Genomic DNA, 15959 nt, shown 5'->3' with positions numbered 1-15959 from the left:
ACATTCTTAAACAGTATTTTTAAGAATATCCGCGCCTCACTACTATTGCCCTCAAGCCAGGCGCAAACCCCCTTCAAATCTCTGCCCGGCACCCTCACTCCAAGGAGAACGAGCATGAGTGCATCTCTGCGTAGCATCGACGGTCAGGACGAAGCCACCATTCTGCGTGAGATCCAGAGCGCCTTGCGCGATCTGCGCTTCGGTGCGGTGGAGATTACCGTGCACAACGCTCAGGTCGTCCAGATCGAGCGCAAGGAGAAGTTCCGCCTGCAACAGCCCGGCAACAAGTCCGGCTGATCGCGCCACACCTTCAAAAAATTAGAAAAATGCCAATCGGGAGCTTCACCATGTCCATCCGCCGTTATGCGCTCGCCGCCCTGGCCAGTGCTGTTTTTGCCGGTTCCGCAATCGCCAAGGACTACGAACTGCTGAACGTGTCCTATGACCCGACCCGTGAGTTGTACCAACAGTACAACGCCGAATTCATCAAGCACTGGCAGCAGTCCCACCCGGACGACAAGGTGAAGATCCAGCAATCCCACGGTGGCTCGGGCAAACAGGGCCGTGCCGTGATCGATGGCCTGCGCGCCGACGTGGTGACCTTGGCCCTGGCCGGCGACATCGACGAAATCGCCAAGCTCGGCAAGACCCTGCCGGACAACTGGCAGACCCGCCTGCCGGACGCCAGCACCCCGTACACCTCGACCATCGTGTTCTTGGTGCGCAAGGGCAACCCGAAAGGCATCAAGGACTGGGGCGATCTGATCAAAAAAGACGTTTCGGTCATCACCCCGAACCCGAAAACCTCCGGCGGCGCACGCTGGAACTTCCTTGCCGCCTGGGCCTACGGCCTGAAGACCGGTGGTAGCGAAGACAAGGCCAAGGCCTATGTGCAAGAGCTGTTCAAGCACGTGCCAGTGCTGGATACCGGCGCCCGTGGCTCGACCATCACCTTCGTCAACAACGGCCAGGGCGACGTCCTGCTGGCCTGGGAAAACGAAGCCTTCCTGGCGCTGAAGGAAGACGGTGGCGCCGACAAGTTCGAAATCGTCGTGCCTTCGCTGTCGATCCTGGCCGAGCCACCGGTGGCCGTGGTCGACAAGAACGCCGAGAAGAAGGGCAATACCGCAATTGCCACCGAATACCTCAAGCACCTGTACAGCCCGGCTGGCCAGAAGATTGCCGCCGAGAACTTCTACCGCCCACGTGACGAGAAGGTCGCTGCCGAATTCGGCAAGCAATTCCCGAAACTGGACCTGGTAACCATCGACAAGGACTTCGGTGGCTGGAAAACTGCGCAACCGAAGTTCTTCAACGACGGCGGTGTGTTCGACCAGATCTATCAGGCCCAGTAATTCTGCGCCTGCGGGAGCAACACCCTTCAGTAGCCTGCACGGGCCCGGCTTAACCGCCGGGCTTCGTGCGTTCAACCAGGGATATTTATGTCACGTCGTATTTCCCCCGTCATACCCGGCTTCGGGCTGACGCTGGGCTACACCTTGGTGTACCTCAGCCTGATTGTGCTGATACCGCTGGCCGCGATGTTCGTGCATGCCGCGCAGCTGACCTGGGAGCAGTTCTGGACCATCATCAGCGCGCCGCGGGTGATCGCCGCGCTCAAGCTGAGTTTCGGCACCGCCCTGTTCGCCGCCATCATCAATGGCGTGATCGGCACCCTGCTGGCCTGGGTGCTGGTGCGCTACACCTTCCCCGGGCGCAAGATCATCGACGCGATGATCGACCTGCCATTCGCCCTGCCGACTGCCGTTGCCGGTATCGCCCTGACTGCCCTGTACGCCCCGGCGGGCTGGGTTGGCCAGTTCGCCACTGACCTGGGCTTCAAGATTGCCTACACGCCGCTGGGCATCACCCTGGCGCTTACCTTCGTCACGCTGCCATTCGTGGTGCGCACGGTGCAGCCGGTACTGGCCGACATCCCGCGTGAAGTGGAAGAGGCCGCCGCCTGCCTGGGCGCGAAACCGCTACAGGTGTTCCGCCATATACTGGCGCCAGCACTGCTGCCCGCCTGGCTGACCGGTTTTGCCCTGGCCTTCGCCCGCGGGGTGGGTGAGTATGGTTCGGTGATCTTCATTGCCGGCAACATGCCGATGAAGACCGAGATCCTGCCGCTGCTGATCATGGTCAAGCTCGACCAGTACGACTACACCGGCGCGACCGCCATCGGCGTGTTGATGCTGGTGGTTTCCTTCATTCTGCTGCTGCTGATCAACCTGCTGCAGCGCCGTATCGAAACCCCTTGAAGGAGGCCGGCTATGTCTAGTTCATCCCTGAGCGCTACTGCCGCCGCCAATGCTGCCCGGCGTGGCAGCGCCACCTCGCGGCGTATTCTGATCGGCCTTGGCTGGCTGGTATTCGCGCTGTTCCTGCTGCTGCCGCTGGTGATCGTGGTGTCGCAGGCTTTGAAGAACGGGTTTGGCACCTTCTTCGAAGCGATTTTCGAGCCTGATGCGCTGTCTGCGCTCAGGCTGACCTTGCTGGCGGTGGCCATTTCGGTACCGCTGAACCTGGTGTTCGGCGTCAGCGCCGCGTGGTGCGTAAGCAAGTACACCTTCCGCGGCAAGAGCGTGCTGGTCACCCTGATCGACCTGCCGTTCTCGGTGTCGCCGGTGATCGCCGGCCTGGTCTACGTGCTGATGTTCGGCGCCCAAGGCTTCTTCGGGCCATGGCTGCAGGACCACGATATCCAGATCGTCTTTGCCTTACCGGGCATCGTGCTGGCCACCATCTTCGTCACCGTGCCGTTCGTGGCCCGTGAACTGATCCCGCTGATGCAGGAGCAGGGCACCCAGGAAGAAGAGGCCGCGCGCCTGCTCGGTGCCAATGGCTGGCAGATGTTCTGGCACGTGACCCTGCCGAACATCAAGTGGGGCCTGATCTACGGCGTGGTGCTGTGTACCGCGCGAGCCATGGGTGAGTTCGGCGCGGTGTCGGTGGTGTCGGGCCATATCCGCGGCGTCACCAACACCTTGCCGCTGCACGTGGAGATCCTCTACAACGAGTACAACCACGTCGCGGCCTTCAGCGTGGCCAGCCTGTTGCTGATCCTGGCGCTCTTCATCCTGCTGCTCAAGCAGTGGAGCGAGAACCGTATTAACCGCCTGCGCCACAGCGCTGCGGAGGAATAATTCATGTCGATCGAAGTTCGTAACGTCAGCAAGCGCTTCAACAGCTTCCAGGCCCTGGACAACATCAACCTGGATATCCACAGCGGTGAGCTGGTGGCCTTGCTCGGCCCGTCCGGCTGCGGCAAGACCACCCTGCTGCGCATCATCGCCGGGCTGGAAACGCCGGATGACGGCAGCATCGTGTTTCACGGCGAGGATGTGTCTGGCCACGACGTGCGTGATCGCAACGTCGGGTTCGTATTCCAGCATTACGCGCTGTTCCGCCATATGAGCGTGTTCGACAACGTCGCTTTCGGCCTGCGCATGAAGCCCAAGGGCGAGCGCCCGAGCGAGAGCAAAATTGCCGAGAAAGTGCATGAGCTGCTGAACATGGTGCAGCTCGACTGGCTCTCCGACCGTTACCCCGAGCAGCTTTCCGGTGGCCAGCGCCAGCGTATCGCCCTGGCTCGCGCCTTGGCGGTGGAGCCCAAGGTGCTGTTGCTCGATGAGCCGTTCGGTGCCCTGGATGCCAAGGTGCGTAAAGAGCTGCGCCGCTGGCTGGCGCGCCTGCACGAGGACATCAACCTGACCTCGGTGTTCGTGACCCATGACCAGGAAGAGGCCATGGAAGTAGCGGACCGCATCGTGGTGATGAACAAGGGCGTGATCGAGCAGATCGGTTCGCCGGGTGAGGTGTACGAGCAGCCGGCCAACGACTTTGTTTATCACTTCCTGGGTGACTCCAACCGCCTGGCCTTGAGCGAAGGGAACCATGTGCTGTTCCGCCCCCACGAGGTGTCGCTGTCGCGGCATGAGACCGAGGGGCATCACGCCGCCGAGGTGCGCGACATTCGCCCGCTGGGCGCGACGACCCGGGTGACGTTGAAGGTGGAAGGGCAGAGCGAGCTGATCGAAGCTGAGGTGGTCAAGGACCACGATAGCCTGACTGGCCTGGCGCGGGGGGAGACGCTGTTCTTCAGGCCGAAGGTCTGGCAGAAGGTGGCGGATATCTGATCTGTCAGTGAACGAAGAACCCGGGCATGGTCCCGGGTTTTTTATGCCTGATGGATTGCTGAGGCTGCGAAGCCCTCGCAACAATCTGATGCCTAACGCGAATATTTTATATGCCCTGAATGCATCGTCTTTTTCTGACGCCTCTACAGCCCTTGAGGCGCGAGGCTTTGCTAGAGAACATGCTTTTTAATATTCAATATGGTTCTAACCATAATTTTAAATATTACTTTAAGAGATAAGCCTCTGGCCCCGATGATTCAGCCACACACCTGAATCGAGACCCCAGGAGTTTGATCAATGGGTAATGTCCAGACGGCCGTCAGGGCCTACGACCAGCCATGGCGCCCGGCATCCGGCGACCTGGTCGAGCTTGGACGCACGCTTCGTCTTCCGCTTGGCCAGCAGCGCCTGCAACGCACGCCTACCAGCGGCCTGAAGCGCCGCGACAAGTTGGCGTTGGCGTTGCTGGTGCTGGCGCTGCATGGCGCCGCCGCCTACTGGGTCAGCCAGGCACCGACGCCTGAGCTGCCAGTGGTGCCGCCGCAGGTGCCGCCCATGACCATCGAGTTCGCCGCGCCGGCGCCGCCCGTGGTCGAGCCGCCACCCCCCGCCCCCGCGCCGCCGGTGGTCGAGCCACCACCGCCGCCGCCGGTAGTCGACGAGCTGGCAGCCAAGCCCAAGCCCAAGCCAAAACCGGTGCCCAAGCCTGTGGTCAAGCAACCACCCAAGCCGCAGCCGAAACCGGTCGAGGCACCGCCGCCTGCACCGGTGGCAGCCCCCGCGCCGCCAGCCCCCGCGCCACACGCGCCGGCCCCGGTGACGCCGGCTTCGGCCAACGCTGCGTATTTGAAGAACCCGGCGCCGGAGTACCCGCAGATGGCCCAGCGCCGCGGTTGGGAAGGCACCGTGCTGCTGCGTGTCGAGGTACTGCCCAGCGGCAAGCCAGGGCAGATCCAGGTGCAGAAGAGCAGCGGCCGCGATGCCCTGGACGCCGCTGCGCTGGCGGCGGTCAAGCGCTGGAGCTTCGTCCCTGCCAAGCAAGGCGACGTGGCCCAGACCGGCTGGGTCAGCGTGCCGATCGACTTCAAGCTTCGATAACTCTTTTCAACGCATCAGCAGAACATAGGAAGACATCATCATGAGCCTGTTGGCATCCCCCCTCGAATCCGTTGAAAGCGCAGTCATCTGGCTGCTGGTCGGCTTCTCCGTCGTCACCTGGGGCCTCGCCCTGGTCAAGGTCGTGCAGTTCGTGCGGCTGAAGCACCAGGACAAACGCTTCCACCAGCAATTCTGGGCCGCCTCGAGCCTGGACTCGGCCGCCGAAATCAGCCACGAGCTGCCTGGCCCGGCCGCTCGCGTCGCGCAGTCCGGCTATGCCGCCATTGCCGTGGGCGATACCACCCAGGCCAACGACCTCAGCCACGCCATCAATCACCAGGACCGCCTCGAGCGCGCCCTGCGCCAGCAGATCGTGCGCGAGCGCCGTTCGCTGGAAACCGGCCTGGCCGTGGTCGCCAGTATCGGCAGTACCTCGCCCTTCATCGGCTTGTTCGGCACCGTGTGGGGCATCATGGAAGCGCTCAAGGGCATCAGTGCGGCAGGCTCTGCCAGCCTCGAAACCGTGGCTGGGCCTATCGGCGCGGCGCTGGTGGCCACGGGTGTGGGTATTGCGGTCGCGGTGCCTGCGGTGCTGGTCTACAACTACTTCCTGCGTCGCCTCAAGCTGACCGCCGCAGACCTCGACGACTTCGCCCATGACTTCTACAGCCTGGCGCAGAAGAGTGCCTTCCGGGTACTGGTGCACCCGGCGGTGCACAAGGCCCAGGCCGGGTTTACCCAGCCAGTGAAGGAGGCGTCCTGACATGGCCTTTTCGACCCAGGACAGCGACGAAGTCCTCAGTGAAATCAACGTCACGCCGCTGGTGGATGTCATGCTGGTGCTGCTGGTGGTGTTCATCGTCACCGCGCCACTGCTGACCAACGCCATCCCCATCAACCTGCCCAAGACCGAGGCGGTGGCCCCGGTGGAGCAGAAGGACCCGCTGGTGGTGAGCATCGACGGGGCCGGCAAGTTGTTCATCAACAAGGACGAGATCCAGCCGGACCTGCTGGAGACCAACCTCAAGGCGGCCAAGGCCAAGGACGCGCAAGTGCGTGTGCAATTGCAGGCCGACGACGGCGTGAACTACGGCGAAGTCGCGCGTGCCATGGCGGCGATCGAACGTGCGGGCATCAGCAAGCTGGCGGTGATCACCGCGCGCTGATACCCGGCAACCCTCTTCAGGCAAGTACGCTCTATGAGCGCTTATGGGCCACATCTCTTGGCAGGGGTTGGCCCTTTTTTTTTGGTTGAGAATGCATTTTGGCGACAAGGAGCTCGCCAGTGAATTTTTAGCGCCTGTCAGATCGAGCGCCGCAACCCCTGAGCCAGGCACCACGACGCCATCACACCATCCCCATCTCAGTCGCTCTGTAAATGAATTTAAGTTATTAATAAATAGCTTCTTATTCCTTTACGAATATAACTGCCTCCCTATACTGGTCTCCAAGCACGCAAACTTACTGGAGGCGTCCCCATGCGCAATGAGTCTATTCGTTACCTGATTGTGCCGGGCTGGCAAGGATCGCCAGACAACCATTGGCAGAGTCACTGGCAGCGCACCCTGCCCAACAGCGCCCGGGTAGAGCAGCTCGACTGGCTGACCCCGCAACGGCGCGATTGGGTGCAGGCCCTGGAGCAGGCGATTACCGCCGAACGCTCGCCGGTGATCCTCATCGCCCACAGCCTGGGCTGCATCACCGTCGCCCACTGGGCTGCCGAGGCCAGCCCGGCGTTGCTGCGCCAAGTGCGTGGCGCGCTGCTGGTGGCGCCTGCGGATGTCGAGCGGCCGACCTGTGCGCCGGCTCTGCGCAACTTCGCGCCGATCCCGATGCAGGCGCTGCCGTTCCCAAGCCAGGTGGTCAGCTCCGACAACGACCCGGCAGTGAGCGTGCCGCGTGCACTGCACCTGGCCCAGGCCTGGGGTGCTGAAGCGGGGTTGCTGACCAATGCCGGGCACATCAACGTCAAGTCCGGCCACGAGCGCTGGGAACAAGGCTTCGCCTACCTGTATCGCCTGCAGAGCCGGGTCGAGCAGCGTGCACTGCGCCGCGCCTGATCGCCCCTACTGATTACCGTTAGCCTGACGCCCGGCCATCGAAGGCCTGGGGCGGGAGTTCGTCATGACCTTTCAAAACCCGTTTGGCCAGCCGCTGCTGACCTTCCCCGAGCTGGACAAGAGCCCGCTGAGCATTCGTGCCAAGGCCCTGGTGTTCATCGACCCCCGTTCGCAACAGCTTCGCCAAGACCTCGAACGCCTGGCGCCACTGCCCTTGCCTGTGCTGATTCGTGGCGAGACCGGTACCGGCAAGGAGTTGCTGGCGCGGCAGATTCATCGCGCCAGTGACCGCAGCGGGCTGTTCGTGTCGGTCAACTGCGCGGCCATCAGCCCGACCTACGCCGACGCCGAATTGTTCGGCTACAGCGCTGGTGCCCACAGCGGCACTGCCAGCAGCCGCGCCGGGTGGTTCGGTTCGGCCAACGGCGGCACCCTGTACCTGGACGAGATAGCCGACTTGCCGCTGGAGATCCAAGGCAAGCTGCTGGCCGCGCTGGAAAACCGCGAAGTGACCCGCGTCGGCGCGCAGCAGCCTCAGCCTGTGGATGTGCGCCTGGTGGCGGCGACCAGCATCGACCTGGCGCGGGTGGTGAAGGCTGGCAGGTTTAATGAGCGCCTGTACCAGTACCTGCGCGAGGGCGCGCTGGAACTGCCCCCCTTACGCGAGCGCCGTGGCGATATTCTGCCGTTGGCCGAGTACTTTGTGGGTATCTACACCGCCCGCCTGCAACGCTCTGTGCCGCTGATCAGCGACGCGGCCCAGCAGGTGCTGGAAGCCCATGCCTGGCCCGGCAACACCCGCGAGCTGGAGAACGTCATCCACTTCGCCCTGCTGGTGAATGACAGCGAAGAGATCCAGCCGGAGGACCTCGACCTGCCCAACCCTGCGTGTTAGACAGCGCTCATAAGCAAAGGCGGTGATGGCAGTTTGTTTTTGGAATAAGCAGCTAATTAAAAGATATTGTTGCGGTATAAGAAATCTCGGTATTGTCCGCTTCACGCCCACCCCACACGGGGCAGGGCACACGACTTCGCCATCGCCGATGGCCCAGATTCAGAACAAGGACCACCATGAAGAAGACCCTGCTGACCACTGCCCTGGCCGCCGCCCTGGCGCTCGCTGGCCTGGCCAATGCCGCCGAAAAACTGGTGGTGGCTGCCACCCCGGTGCCGCATGCCGAGATTCTCGAGCTGATCAAGCCGACCCTGGCCAAGGAAGGCGTGGACCTGCAGATCAAAGTCTTCACCGACTACGTGCAGCCCAACGTGCAGGTTGACCAGAAGCGTCTGGACGCCAACTACTTCCAGACCCTGCCGTACCTGCAGAACTTCAACGAGGGCAAAGGCACCCACCTGGAAACCGTGGTCGGCGTGCACGTCGAACCGTTCGGTGGCTACTCGAAGAAGGTCAAAAGCCTGAGCGAGCTGAAGGAAGGCGCCACCGTTGCCATCCCTAACGAGGGCAGCAACAGCGGCCGTGCCCTGCTGCTGCTGCAGAAGGCTGGCCTGATCACACTGAAAGACCCGAAAAATGCCTTGGCCACCCCGAAAGACATCGCCACGAACCCGAAGAATCTGAAATTCCGCGAGCTGGAATCGGCCATGCTGCCGCGTGTGCTGGATCAGGTTGACTTGGACATGATCAACACTAACTACGCCCTGGAAGCCGGCCTGAACCCGGCCAAGGATGCGCTGGTGATCGAAGGTGCCGATTCGCCGTACGTGAACTTCCTGGTGGCTCGCCCGGACAACAAGGACAGCGACGCCATCCAGAAGCTGGCCAAGGCTCTGACCAGCCCGGAAGTGAAGGAATTCATCGCCAAGAAATACAGCGGTGCGGTACTGCCGGCGTTCTGATCCGGTTGTAGCCCTCCCACACGGTCCAGGTACTGCACACACCTGTGTTCCAGTGCCAATCCTGTGGGAGCGGGCTTGCCCCGCGAATGGGCTGCGCAGCAGCCCTTACTCAGCCGGCAGCAATCTCAAGGTGCTCTGCGCCGGTATCACTCCCATCTGTGCCTTCTGATACTGCCCCTCGATATAGCCCTTGGCCTGGTCCGCATAATGCTGGTCAAACGGCACGCCACTTTGCCCAACCGGGTTGCTCGTCAATGCCTGCCCCGTATCGGCAAAGTCGATCAGCCTTCGCGTCGAAGGCCCATAAGTCACCGGCCATGGCGCCGGCCCGATCTTCGCCGACAGATTGTTGGGCACCTCATGCGTGCCTGGCGCGGCAAACGGGCCGACGTTGAACAGCAGGTTCAGCGGCTTTTTCACGCCGAGCGGATGGTTATGGGTCAAGGTATGGGCCTTGCCCCATTGCCAACTGGCCGGGTCGCTGCCCAGGGTATCGCGCAGGTGCTTCAGGCTCTTCTGCCAGGCGATGCGCACGATTGCCGCACGGTCGGTACGTTCGTTGGCACCTCGGGTGCTCCACCAGGGCGACGCGGCATCCGCTGCCAGGCGGGGCAGGGCGGCATCGATGGCACGGGTGCTGATCAGCACCGGGAACCAGGTGTCGCCCAGTTCGTCATGCAGGGCAGCGAATGCCAGTTCATAGAGAAACTGGTTGAACAGCGTCGCGCTGGTCGAGTCCAGGGGGTAGTCACCGCCCCAGGCGGCCAGTTGCTCGACCAGCTCTTTTTCCTCGTCGCCCTCGGCCACCGCGCGCAGCGTCGCCAGCAACGGGGCAAGGGTGCGCGGGCCATAATCGCTGGTGGTGTCCAGCTGCAAGGCCTGGCTGTTCTGGGTGTCCCACTTCACGTCAGGGTTTGCCAGGTGGCGGTCGAGCTGGCGGCCGCGGTCCGGCAAGTTGTAGTAGCCCGGGACGGGCACGGCCGAGGGCGGCTGATAGTTGGCCGAAACGATGTAGCCGCGTGCCGGGTTCTCTTGCTGAGGGTTGGCACTGAAGGGGTAGAAACCGAGCTTGTCCGCCTGCGGGCTGGCGCCATCGAGGATGAACGTCGGGTTGACGCCTTGCGGGCGGATCGGCAGTTGTGCCGCTGCCCACCAGCCGATATCGCCACGGGCATTGGCCCAGACGAAGTTCAGCCCAGGCGCCTGAACCTTAGCGGCGGCCTCGCGCATCTTGCCCAGGGTGTCGGCACGGTTGAGCTGGTAGAACCCGTCGAGAATCGGGTTTTCGGTTTCAAGAAAGGCCCACCACATGGCCACCGGCGTGGTCCCGGCGCTTGCGCCCAGCACCTCGTTGACGATCGGGCCGTGGGGCGAGCGGCGCAGGCTGATGGTGACCGGAGCCTCGCCTTTGACGGCGATGGTCTGTTCAGTCTTTTCCAGTGTTTGCCATATGCCGTCGATCATCACCTGGTCGCTGTTGGCGGGGTTGGTCCGTTCGGCGATCAGGTCGACGTCATCGTTCTGGAACATGGTCAGGCTCCAGCCGAAGTCGCGGTTGTGCCCGAGCAGTGCGAAGGGGTTCAGGGCCTGGAAGTAGCCGTAGAGGTTGAACCCAGGCGCCGAAAGTTCGGCCTCGTACCACACCGCCGGCACTGCGAAACTGATGTGCGGGTCACCGGCCAGCAGGGGCTTGCCGCTGCGGGTACGGCTGCCGGAAACGGCCCAGGCGTTGCTGCCTTCGAACTGCGGGATACCGGCGTCGTTCAGGGCGTCATGGCTGAGCCGGGCAAGTGCCTCCAGGCTGCGCCAGTCGGCGGCGGCCAAGGGGCTAGCCAAGGCACCCTCGGGCTGCCAGTCGAGGTCGAAGATCTTCAGGTACTGCGGACCAAGCTGGTCGCGGATGTAGGTCAGTGCCGGCTCGGTACGGAACGCGGCGGCGAAACTGTAGGCCAGGTAGCCGGCGATGCTGAGGGTGTCTTCGGCAGTGAACGGACGTGGGGTAATGCCCAGCAGGTCGAATTCGATTGGCTTGGGGTGGCTGGCCTGCCAGCTGTCGATGCCTTCAAGGTAGGCTTGCAAGGCCTGCCAGGCGGGCGATTGACGGTCCAGCCGCTGCACCATCAGTGCCGCCTGATCGCGGATGCGCAGGCTGCGGAACAGGGTATCGGTGGGCAGCAGTTTGTCGCCGAGCACCTCGGCCAGCTCGCCTCGGGCCAGGCGGCGCATGATCTCCATCTGGAACAACCGGTCCTGGGCATGCACGTAGCCCAAGGCGCGATACAGGTCCTGTTCGTTCTGCGCCTGCAGGTGCGGCACGCCGCGCGCGTCATAGCGCACACTGACCGGCGCCTGCAGGCCGGCGATCAGCACCTCGCCCTCGCGTTGTGGCAGCTTGCCGTGCACGTACCAGTAACCGGCGCCAGCGGCCACGGCGATCACCACGGCCAACAGGGTCAGGCTGCGCTTCATCGAGACTCCTTGTGCATTCGAACGGAAACTGTGGTCCGATCATCGACGGATTCGCGAACAGAGCATAGCCCTCGAAAGGAGTTTCCATGTCCCTCAGCGAAAAACAGAAAATGCTCAGCGGCCAGCTCTACCACGCTGGCTGCCCCGAGCTGCAGGCCGAGCAGATTGCCAACAAGCACTGGATGCATCGCTACAACAACAGCTTCGAACTGCTCAACGACGCACGTCACAGCCTGCTGGCCGAGCACTTTGGCCAAGCCGGCGAAGGCACGGTGATCCGCCCGCCGTTCTATTGCGACTATGGCTACAACATCAACGTTGGCAGCAATACGTTCATGAACTTCAACTGCGTGATCCTCGATGTGCTGCCGGTGCACATCGGCGACGATTGCCAGATTGGCCCGGCGGTGCAGATCTACACCGCCGACCACCCATTGGACCCTGAGCTGCGCCGCACCGGCCTTGAAAGCGGTCGGCCGGTGACCCTCGGCAACAATGTGTGGATTGGCGGCGGGGCGATCATCCTGCCGGGGGTGACCATTGGCGACAACGCGGTGGTCGGCGCGGGCAGCGTGGTGACGCGCGATGTGCCCGCGGGTGCGGTGGTGGTGGGTAACCCGGCGCGGGTGCGTCAGGCGCCCCAAGGGCAGTAGCAACCCACCGCCAGGGTGTTGGAGGCGGTCACTGGGCGGCCGTCCAGCAACGCCTTGATAATCGGCTCGATGAAGCTGTTGCTGGCGTTGCACACCGCGCCCTCGCTGTAGGGGCCGAAGTAGGCCAGGTGGCCTTGCCGGTCCCAGATGGCCACGGCCGGGGAGGCGGGCAGGTGTTCGCTGCCAGGAAGGCTGGCGAGGGGCTTGAGGGCAGTGAGGTTCGCCGGTAGCTGGCCGTGGCTGCCGGGCTTTTGCAACACATGGAAAGTGACGCCCTGGCCTGTGAACTGGCTGACCAGGTCGCCCAGGTGTTGCTGGTTACCGACATTGCACGGGCAGGCCGGGTCCCAGAAGTGCACGACGCGGATCGGCCCGGGGCCGGCCAGTTGGGGGGGCAGTTGCAGTTGGCTGCCGTCGAACAGGGTGGTCTGGTTGTCGAACGGGCGCAGGTAGCGGGCCTGGAAGGCGTCGTAGGCCAGCCACAGGGTGAGGATGCAGAGCAACAGGGCAAGCAGCTTGATGGCGCGAGAATTCATGAGGGTGTCCGCGGGCCTTTGTAGGAGCGGCCTTGCGTCGCGAACGGGGTGCGGAGCAGCCCCAGCAATGTTGGCGGCGAAGCTGAAATCCTGGGGCTGCTCCGCACCCCGTTCGCGACGCAAGGCCGCTCCTACAAGGACCGATGCCAGGTATTGGTAAGTGATCAAGCTTGCCACGTTGAGGCTCAGAGCTGAATATCACAGATCAATACTCGCTTCGCTCTGGATGTACCCAATGCCCGCTGCCTTACTCCCCGACCTGCTGCGCGCCAGCCTGGCGCCCTTGACCGATCGCCAGCCGTTGTCGGCGCAGGGTCGGGATTACCAGCATTTCTACGGCCTGGATCTGCCTGTACAGCGCTGGCTGGGTGGCTTCCAGGCGGCCGGGTTCGATGTGGTTGGGCAAGTCTGGCTACCGCCGCAGCCGGTGGCCACCGTATTCCTGCTGCATGGCTATTACGACCACATGGGCCTCTACCGGCATGTGATCGAGTGGGCGCTGGGCCAGGGCTACGCGGTGATCAGCTGCGACTTGCCCGGGCATGGCCTGTCCAGTGGTGAGCGGGCCAGCATCAGTGACTTCTCGCTGTATCAGCAGGTGCTCGATACGCTGTTCGAGCAAGCACGCAGGCTGGACCTGCCGCGCCCTTGGCACCTGTGCGGGCAGAGTACGGGTGGCGCCATCGTGGTCGACCACCTGTTGCACCGGGGCGAGCAAAGCCCGGCCGACGGACAGGTGATTCTGCTTGCACCGCTGGTGCGGCCCAGTGCCTGGCGGTGGTCGAAGTTCAGCTACTGTGTGCTGCGCCATTTCGTCAACGGTATCGAACGGCGGTTCAGTGAGAACACCAATGACCCGGCATTCCTGACGTTCCTGGAGGCCGACCCGCTGCAACCGCGCCGCCTCCCGACCGCATGGGTCGGTGCACTGATCGCCTGGGTCAAGCGCATAGAAGCGGCGCCACGCAGCACGCGGCGGCCCTTGATCGTGCAGGGTGAGGCGGATGGCACGGTAGACTGGCCCTACAACCTCGAAGTGCTCAAGGCCAAGTTCACCGAGCCGCAGATCCTGATGCTGCCCGACGCGCGGCACCACCTGGCCAATGAACTGCCCGGCATTCGCCAGCGTTACTTCGCCTTCATCGACCAGCGCCTGGGCTGATCACTTGAGGTCGGCAGCGCTCTGGCCCACCGCCAGCCCCGCGCGCACCGCCGCCAGTGCCGCCTGGTAATACGCCTTGCCTTCGGCCGATTCGGCGAAGGTGGCAAACGCTTCAAGCTCGGCGTCGGACAAGTCGCGGTAGACATACAGCAGGGTATTGTTGAGGTCTTCGCCGATCTGGTTCATCAGCCGCTGGCGCTGGCCGTCGAGCAGGCCCTGGGCCTGACCGCCGCCGAACAGGCCGGGGATCATCGAGCTGAGGCTGTCGGCGGCGACGCCGGCAATCGCCAGGCTGACTTCGGCACCCGCTTCGCGGGCTGGCAACGCCTGGGCCAGGTGGCCGATGAGCAGCAAGCGGTCGTCGCTGGCCTGGATCTTCGGCAGGCCCTTGGCATGCTTGGCCAATTGGTCCTTGCGCGTGGCCTGCAGTTCGGCGGCCACCACCTTGCGGCCCAGCGGCGACTGGAAGAAGGCCAGCGCGGGTGCGGGGTTGTTCAGGGTGGCGCGCAGTTGCGCCTGGGCACGACGGTCCACGGCCTGGGCCTGGAAGCGCTGATCGCTGTTGTTGACCAGCGCTTGGTAGACCGCAGGCGGCAGGCTGTTGCGATAGCGTTCCTGGGCGGCGCTCAGGGCATCGTTGAAGTGGGCGCGCTGGTCGGGCCAGCCGGCGGCCTTGTACAGTTGATCCAGGTTGTCTGCCCAGACAGGCATGGCGCAGATCATCAGCAGAATCAGGGAAAACAGACGGCGCATTCAGGACTCCTGTCGGCAGGCTGCCATTGTCCTTGTCCCAGCGTCGGTTTGTCGAGATACCTGCGCGCTTCTCAGCCAAGTGGCGCTGTGCGAGTGCAGGGCTAATGGATATGATGCGCGCCATGCACACCTCCCCTGAACACCCGATGCTTGCGGCCGTCGTCGACGATCTGGCCACCCATGGCTGGTCCCAGCAGGCGCTCTTTCTGCCTGCCGACCTGGTGCGCGCGCTGGCGGCCGAGTGCCGACGCCGTGATGCCGAAGGCGAACTCAACCCGGCTGGGGTCGGGCGCGGGGCTTCACAGGAGGTACGCGAGGCGATCCGCGGCGACCAGATCCAGTGGATCGACCCCGGCCAGGCCGCAGCCTGCGACCAGTACCTGGCAGCCATGGACCAGCTGCGCCTGGCCATCAACCAGGGGCTGTTTCTCGGCCTGGAAGACTTCGAATGCCATTTCGCCCTGTACCCACCAGGGGCGTTCTACCGCCGTCACCTGGATCGCTTCCGTGACGATGACCGGCGCATGGTCTCGGCGGTGTTCTACCTGAACGAGGGTTGGCAGCCGCAGGATGGCGGCCAGTTACGCATGTTCCTGGCCAATGGTGTCGAGCACGATGTGCAGCCTGTGGCCGGCTGCCTGGTGGTGTTTCTGGCGGGCGATGTGCCCCATGAGGTGTTGCCGGCCGGGCGTGAGCGCCTGTCATTGACCGGCTGGTTCCGCAGGCGTGGCAATGACCCGTTCTGAGCTGCCGAAGGTACTGGTCAGCGCTTGCCTGCTGGGGCAGCCGGTGCGCTATGACGGCCGCGCCAGTGGCCACCCGGGCCTGTTGCAGTGCTGGCAGGGCGAAGGGCGGGTGGTGCCGTTGTGCCCGGAAGTGGCCGGCGGCCTGCCGACCCCGCGCCCGCCTGCGGAGATCCCCGGCGGACAGGGCGGCGAGGTGCTCGACGGCCAGGCACAGGTGTTGACGGTAACCGGTGAGGACGTCAGCGACGCCTTCCTGGCGGGTGCTCAACTGGCATTGGCGCTGGTGCGCCGGCACGGGATTCGGGTCGCGGTGCTCAAGTCCGGCAGCCCCTCGTGTGGTAATCGCCTGACCTACGATGGCACCTTCAGTGGGGTGAAGGTGCCGGGGGAAGGGGTGACCACGGCCTTGCTGCGGCGCGAGGGGGTGCTGGTGTTCAGTGAGCTGGAGCTGGATGAAGCGCAGCAGGCACTGGCGAACGTGTAGGC

General features: G+C 63.8%; 18 protein-coding genes. 15 read left to right on the top strand and 3 right to left on the bottom strand.

Annotated features, from left to right (window positions below; translation table 11 throughout):
* Positions 1 to 114 precede the first annotated feature (114 nt).
* From oscA to CKW22_RS06595, 11 genes are all read left to right on the top strand, one after another.
* Positions 115 to 297, top strand: coding sequence for a sulfur starvation response protein OscA (gene oscA, locus CKW22_RS06645; RefSeq protein ID WP_016489716.1), 183 nt, complete (start codon positions 115 to 117; stop codon positions 295 to 297).
* A gap of 50 nt (positions 298 to 347) precedes the next feature.
* The gene (locus tag CKW22_RS06640) at positions 348 to 1355 is read left to right on the top strand and encodes a sulfate ABC transporter substrate-binding protein (RefSeq protein WP_033702118.1); all 1008 of its coding nucleotides are present in this window, start codon (positions 348 to 350) and stop codon (positions 1353 to 1355) included.
* An 87-nt stretch (positions 1356 to 1442) separates the two neighbouring features.
* A complete protein-coding gene (cysT, locus tag CKW22_RS06635; RefSeq protein WP_033702116.1) occupies positions 1443 to 2261 on the top strand; it encodes a sulfate ABC transporter permease subunit CysT in 819 nt (272 codons plus the stop codon).
* A 12-nt stretch (positions 2262 to 2273) separates the two neighbouring features.
* Positions 2274 to 3146: a sulfate ABC transporter permease subunit CysW gene (cysW, locus tag CKW22_RS06630; RefSeq protein ID WP_033702114.1), complete on the top strand. Its 873-nt coding sequence runs from the start codon at positions 2274 to 2276 to the stop codon at positions 3144 to 3146.
* Between the two features lie 3 nt (positions 3147 to 3149).
* Entirely contained in the window at positions 3150 to 4139 is a 990-nt protein-coding gene (locus tag CKW22_RS06625; RefSeq protein WP_033702112.1) for a sulfate/molybdate ABC transporter ATP-binding protein, read from the top strand.
* 297 nt (positions 4140 to 4436) lie between these two features.
* On the top strand, positions 4437 to 5237 hold the full coding sequence (locus CKW22_RS06620; RefSeq protein ID WP_047582127.1) for an energy transducer TonB: 801 nt from the start codon (positions 4437 to 4439) through the stop codon (positions 5235 to 5237).
* A gap of 40 nt (positions 5238 to 5277) precedes the next feature.
* Complete coding sequence (locus CKW22_RS06615; protein WP_033702106.1) at positions 5278 to 6000, top strand: MotA/TolQ/ExbB proton channel family protein; 723 nt, start codon at positions 5278 to 5280, stop codon at positions 5998 to 6000.
* Between the two features lies 1 nt (position 6001).
* Complete coding sequence (locus CKW22_RS06610; RefSeq protein WP_047582129.1) at positions 6002 to 6403, top strand: biopolymer transporter ExbD; 402 nt, start codon at positions 6002 to 6004, stop codon at positions 6401 to 6403.
* A 312-nt stretch (positions 6404 to 6715) separates the two neighbouring features.
* Entirely contained in the window at positions 6716 to 7297 is a 582-nt protein-coding gene (locus tag CKW22_RS06605; protein WP_047582131.1) for an alpha/beta hydrolase, read from the top strand.
* Between the two features lie 64 nt (positions 7298 to 7361).
* Positions 7362 to 8192, top strand: coding sequence for a sigma 54-interacting transcriptional regulator (locus CKW22_RS06600; protein WP_095063917.1), 831 nt, complete (start codon positions 7362 to 7364; stop codon positions 8190 to 8192).
* 176 nt (positions 8193 to 8368) lie between these two features.
* On the top strand, positions 8369 to 9154 hold the full coding sequence (locus CKW22_RS06595; protein WP_033702098.1) for a MetQ/NlpA family ABC transporter substrate-binding protein: 786 nt from the start codon (positions 8369 to 8371) through the stop codon (positions 9152 to 9154).
* A 105-nt stretch (positions 9155 to 9259) separates the two neighbouring features.
* On the opposite strand, the gene CKW22_RS06590 is transcribed toward CKW22_RS06595, so the two are convergent.
* Positions 9260 to 11623 (bottom strand): penicillin acylase family protein, encoded by a 2364-nt coding sequence (locus CKW22_RS06590; protein WP_033702096.1) that lies wholly within the window; start codon positions 11621 to 11623, stop codon positions 9260 to 9262.
* An 86-nt stretch (positions 11624 to 11709) separates the two neighbouring features.
* Here CKW22_RS06590 and CKW22_RS06585 point away from each other — a divergent pair, with 86 nt between their 5' ends.
* Positions 11710 to 12276, top strand: coding sequence for a sugar O-acetyltransferase (locus CKW22_RS06585; protein WP_033702094.1), 567 nt, complete (start codon positions 11710 to 11712; stop codon positions 12274 to 12276).
* Here the strand turns inward: CKW22_RS06585 and CKW22_RS06580 are convergent.
* On the bottom strand, positions 12255 to 12812 hold the full coding sequence (locus tag CKW22_RS06580) for a DUF6436 domain-containing protein (protein WP_033702092.1): 558 nt from the start codon (positions 12810 to 12812) through the stop codon (positions 12255 to 12257). The genes CKW22_RS06585 and CKW22_RS06580 overlap by 22 nt on opposite strands.
* A 235-nt stretch (positions 12813 to 13047) precedes the next feature.
* Here CKW22_RS06580 and CKW22_RS06575 point away from each other — a divergent pair, with 235 nt between their 5' ends.
* Complete coding sequence (locus tag CKW22_RS06575; RefSeq protein WP_033702090.1) at positions 13048 to 13974, top strand: alpha/beta hydrolase; 927 nt, start codon at positions 13048 to 13050, stop codon at positions 13972 to 13974.
* On the opposite strand, the gene CKW22_RS06570 is transcribed toward CKW22_RS06575, so the two are convergent.
* Positions 13975 to 14727 carry a DUF2059 domain-containing protein gene (locus CKW22_RS06570; protein WP_095063916.1) on the bottom strand — a complete coding sequence of 251 codons (753 nt, stop codon included), beginning with the start codon at positions 14725 to 14727 and terminating at the stop codon, positions 13975 to 13977.
* 113 nt (positions 14728 to 14840) lie between these two features.
* On the opposite strand from CKW22_RS06570, the gene CKW22_RS06565 reads away from it, so the two are divergent.
* Both CKW22_RS06565 and CKW22_RS06560 read left to right on the top strand, forming a co-directional pair.
* Complete coding sequence (locus CKW22_RS06565) at positions 14841 to 15473, top strand: 2OG-Fe(II) oxygenase (protein WP_033702087.1); 633 nt, start codon at positions 14841 to 14843, stop codon at positions 15471 to 15473.
* Positions 15460 to 15957: a DUF523 domain-containing protein gene (locus CKW22_RS06560; protein WP_033702085.1), complete on the top strand. Its 498-nt coding sequence runs from the start codon at positions 15460 to 15462 to the stop codon at positions 15955 to 15957. The genes CKW22_RS06565 and CKW22_RS06560 overlap by 14 nt, the downstream gene beginning before the upstream one ends.
* The last annotated feature ends 2 nt before the right edge of the window (positions 15958 to 15959 follow it).

The sequence above is a fragment of the Pseudomonas sp. Irchel s3f19 genome, from assembly GCF_900187555.1.
GTDB classification, from domain to species: Bacteria; Pseudomonadota; Gammaproteobacteria; order Pseudomonadales; family Pseudomonadaceae; genus Aquipseudomonas; species Aquipseudomonas capeferrum.
This window is presented reverse-complemented; position numbering and strand designations above follow the sequence as displayed.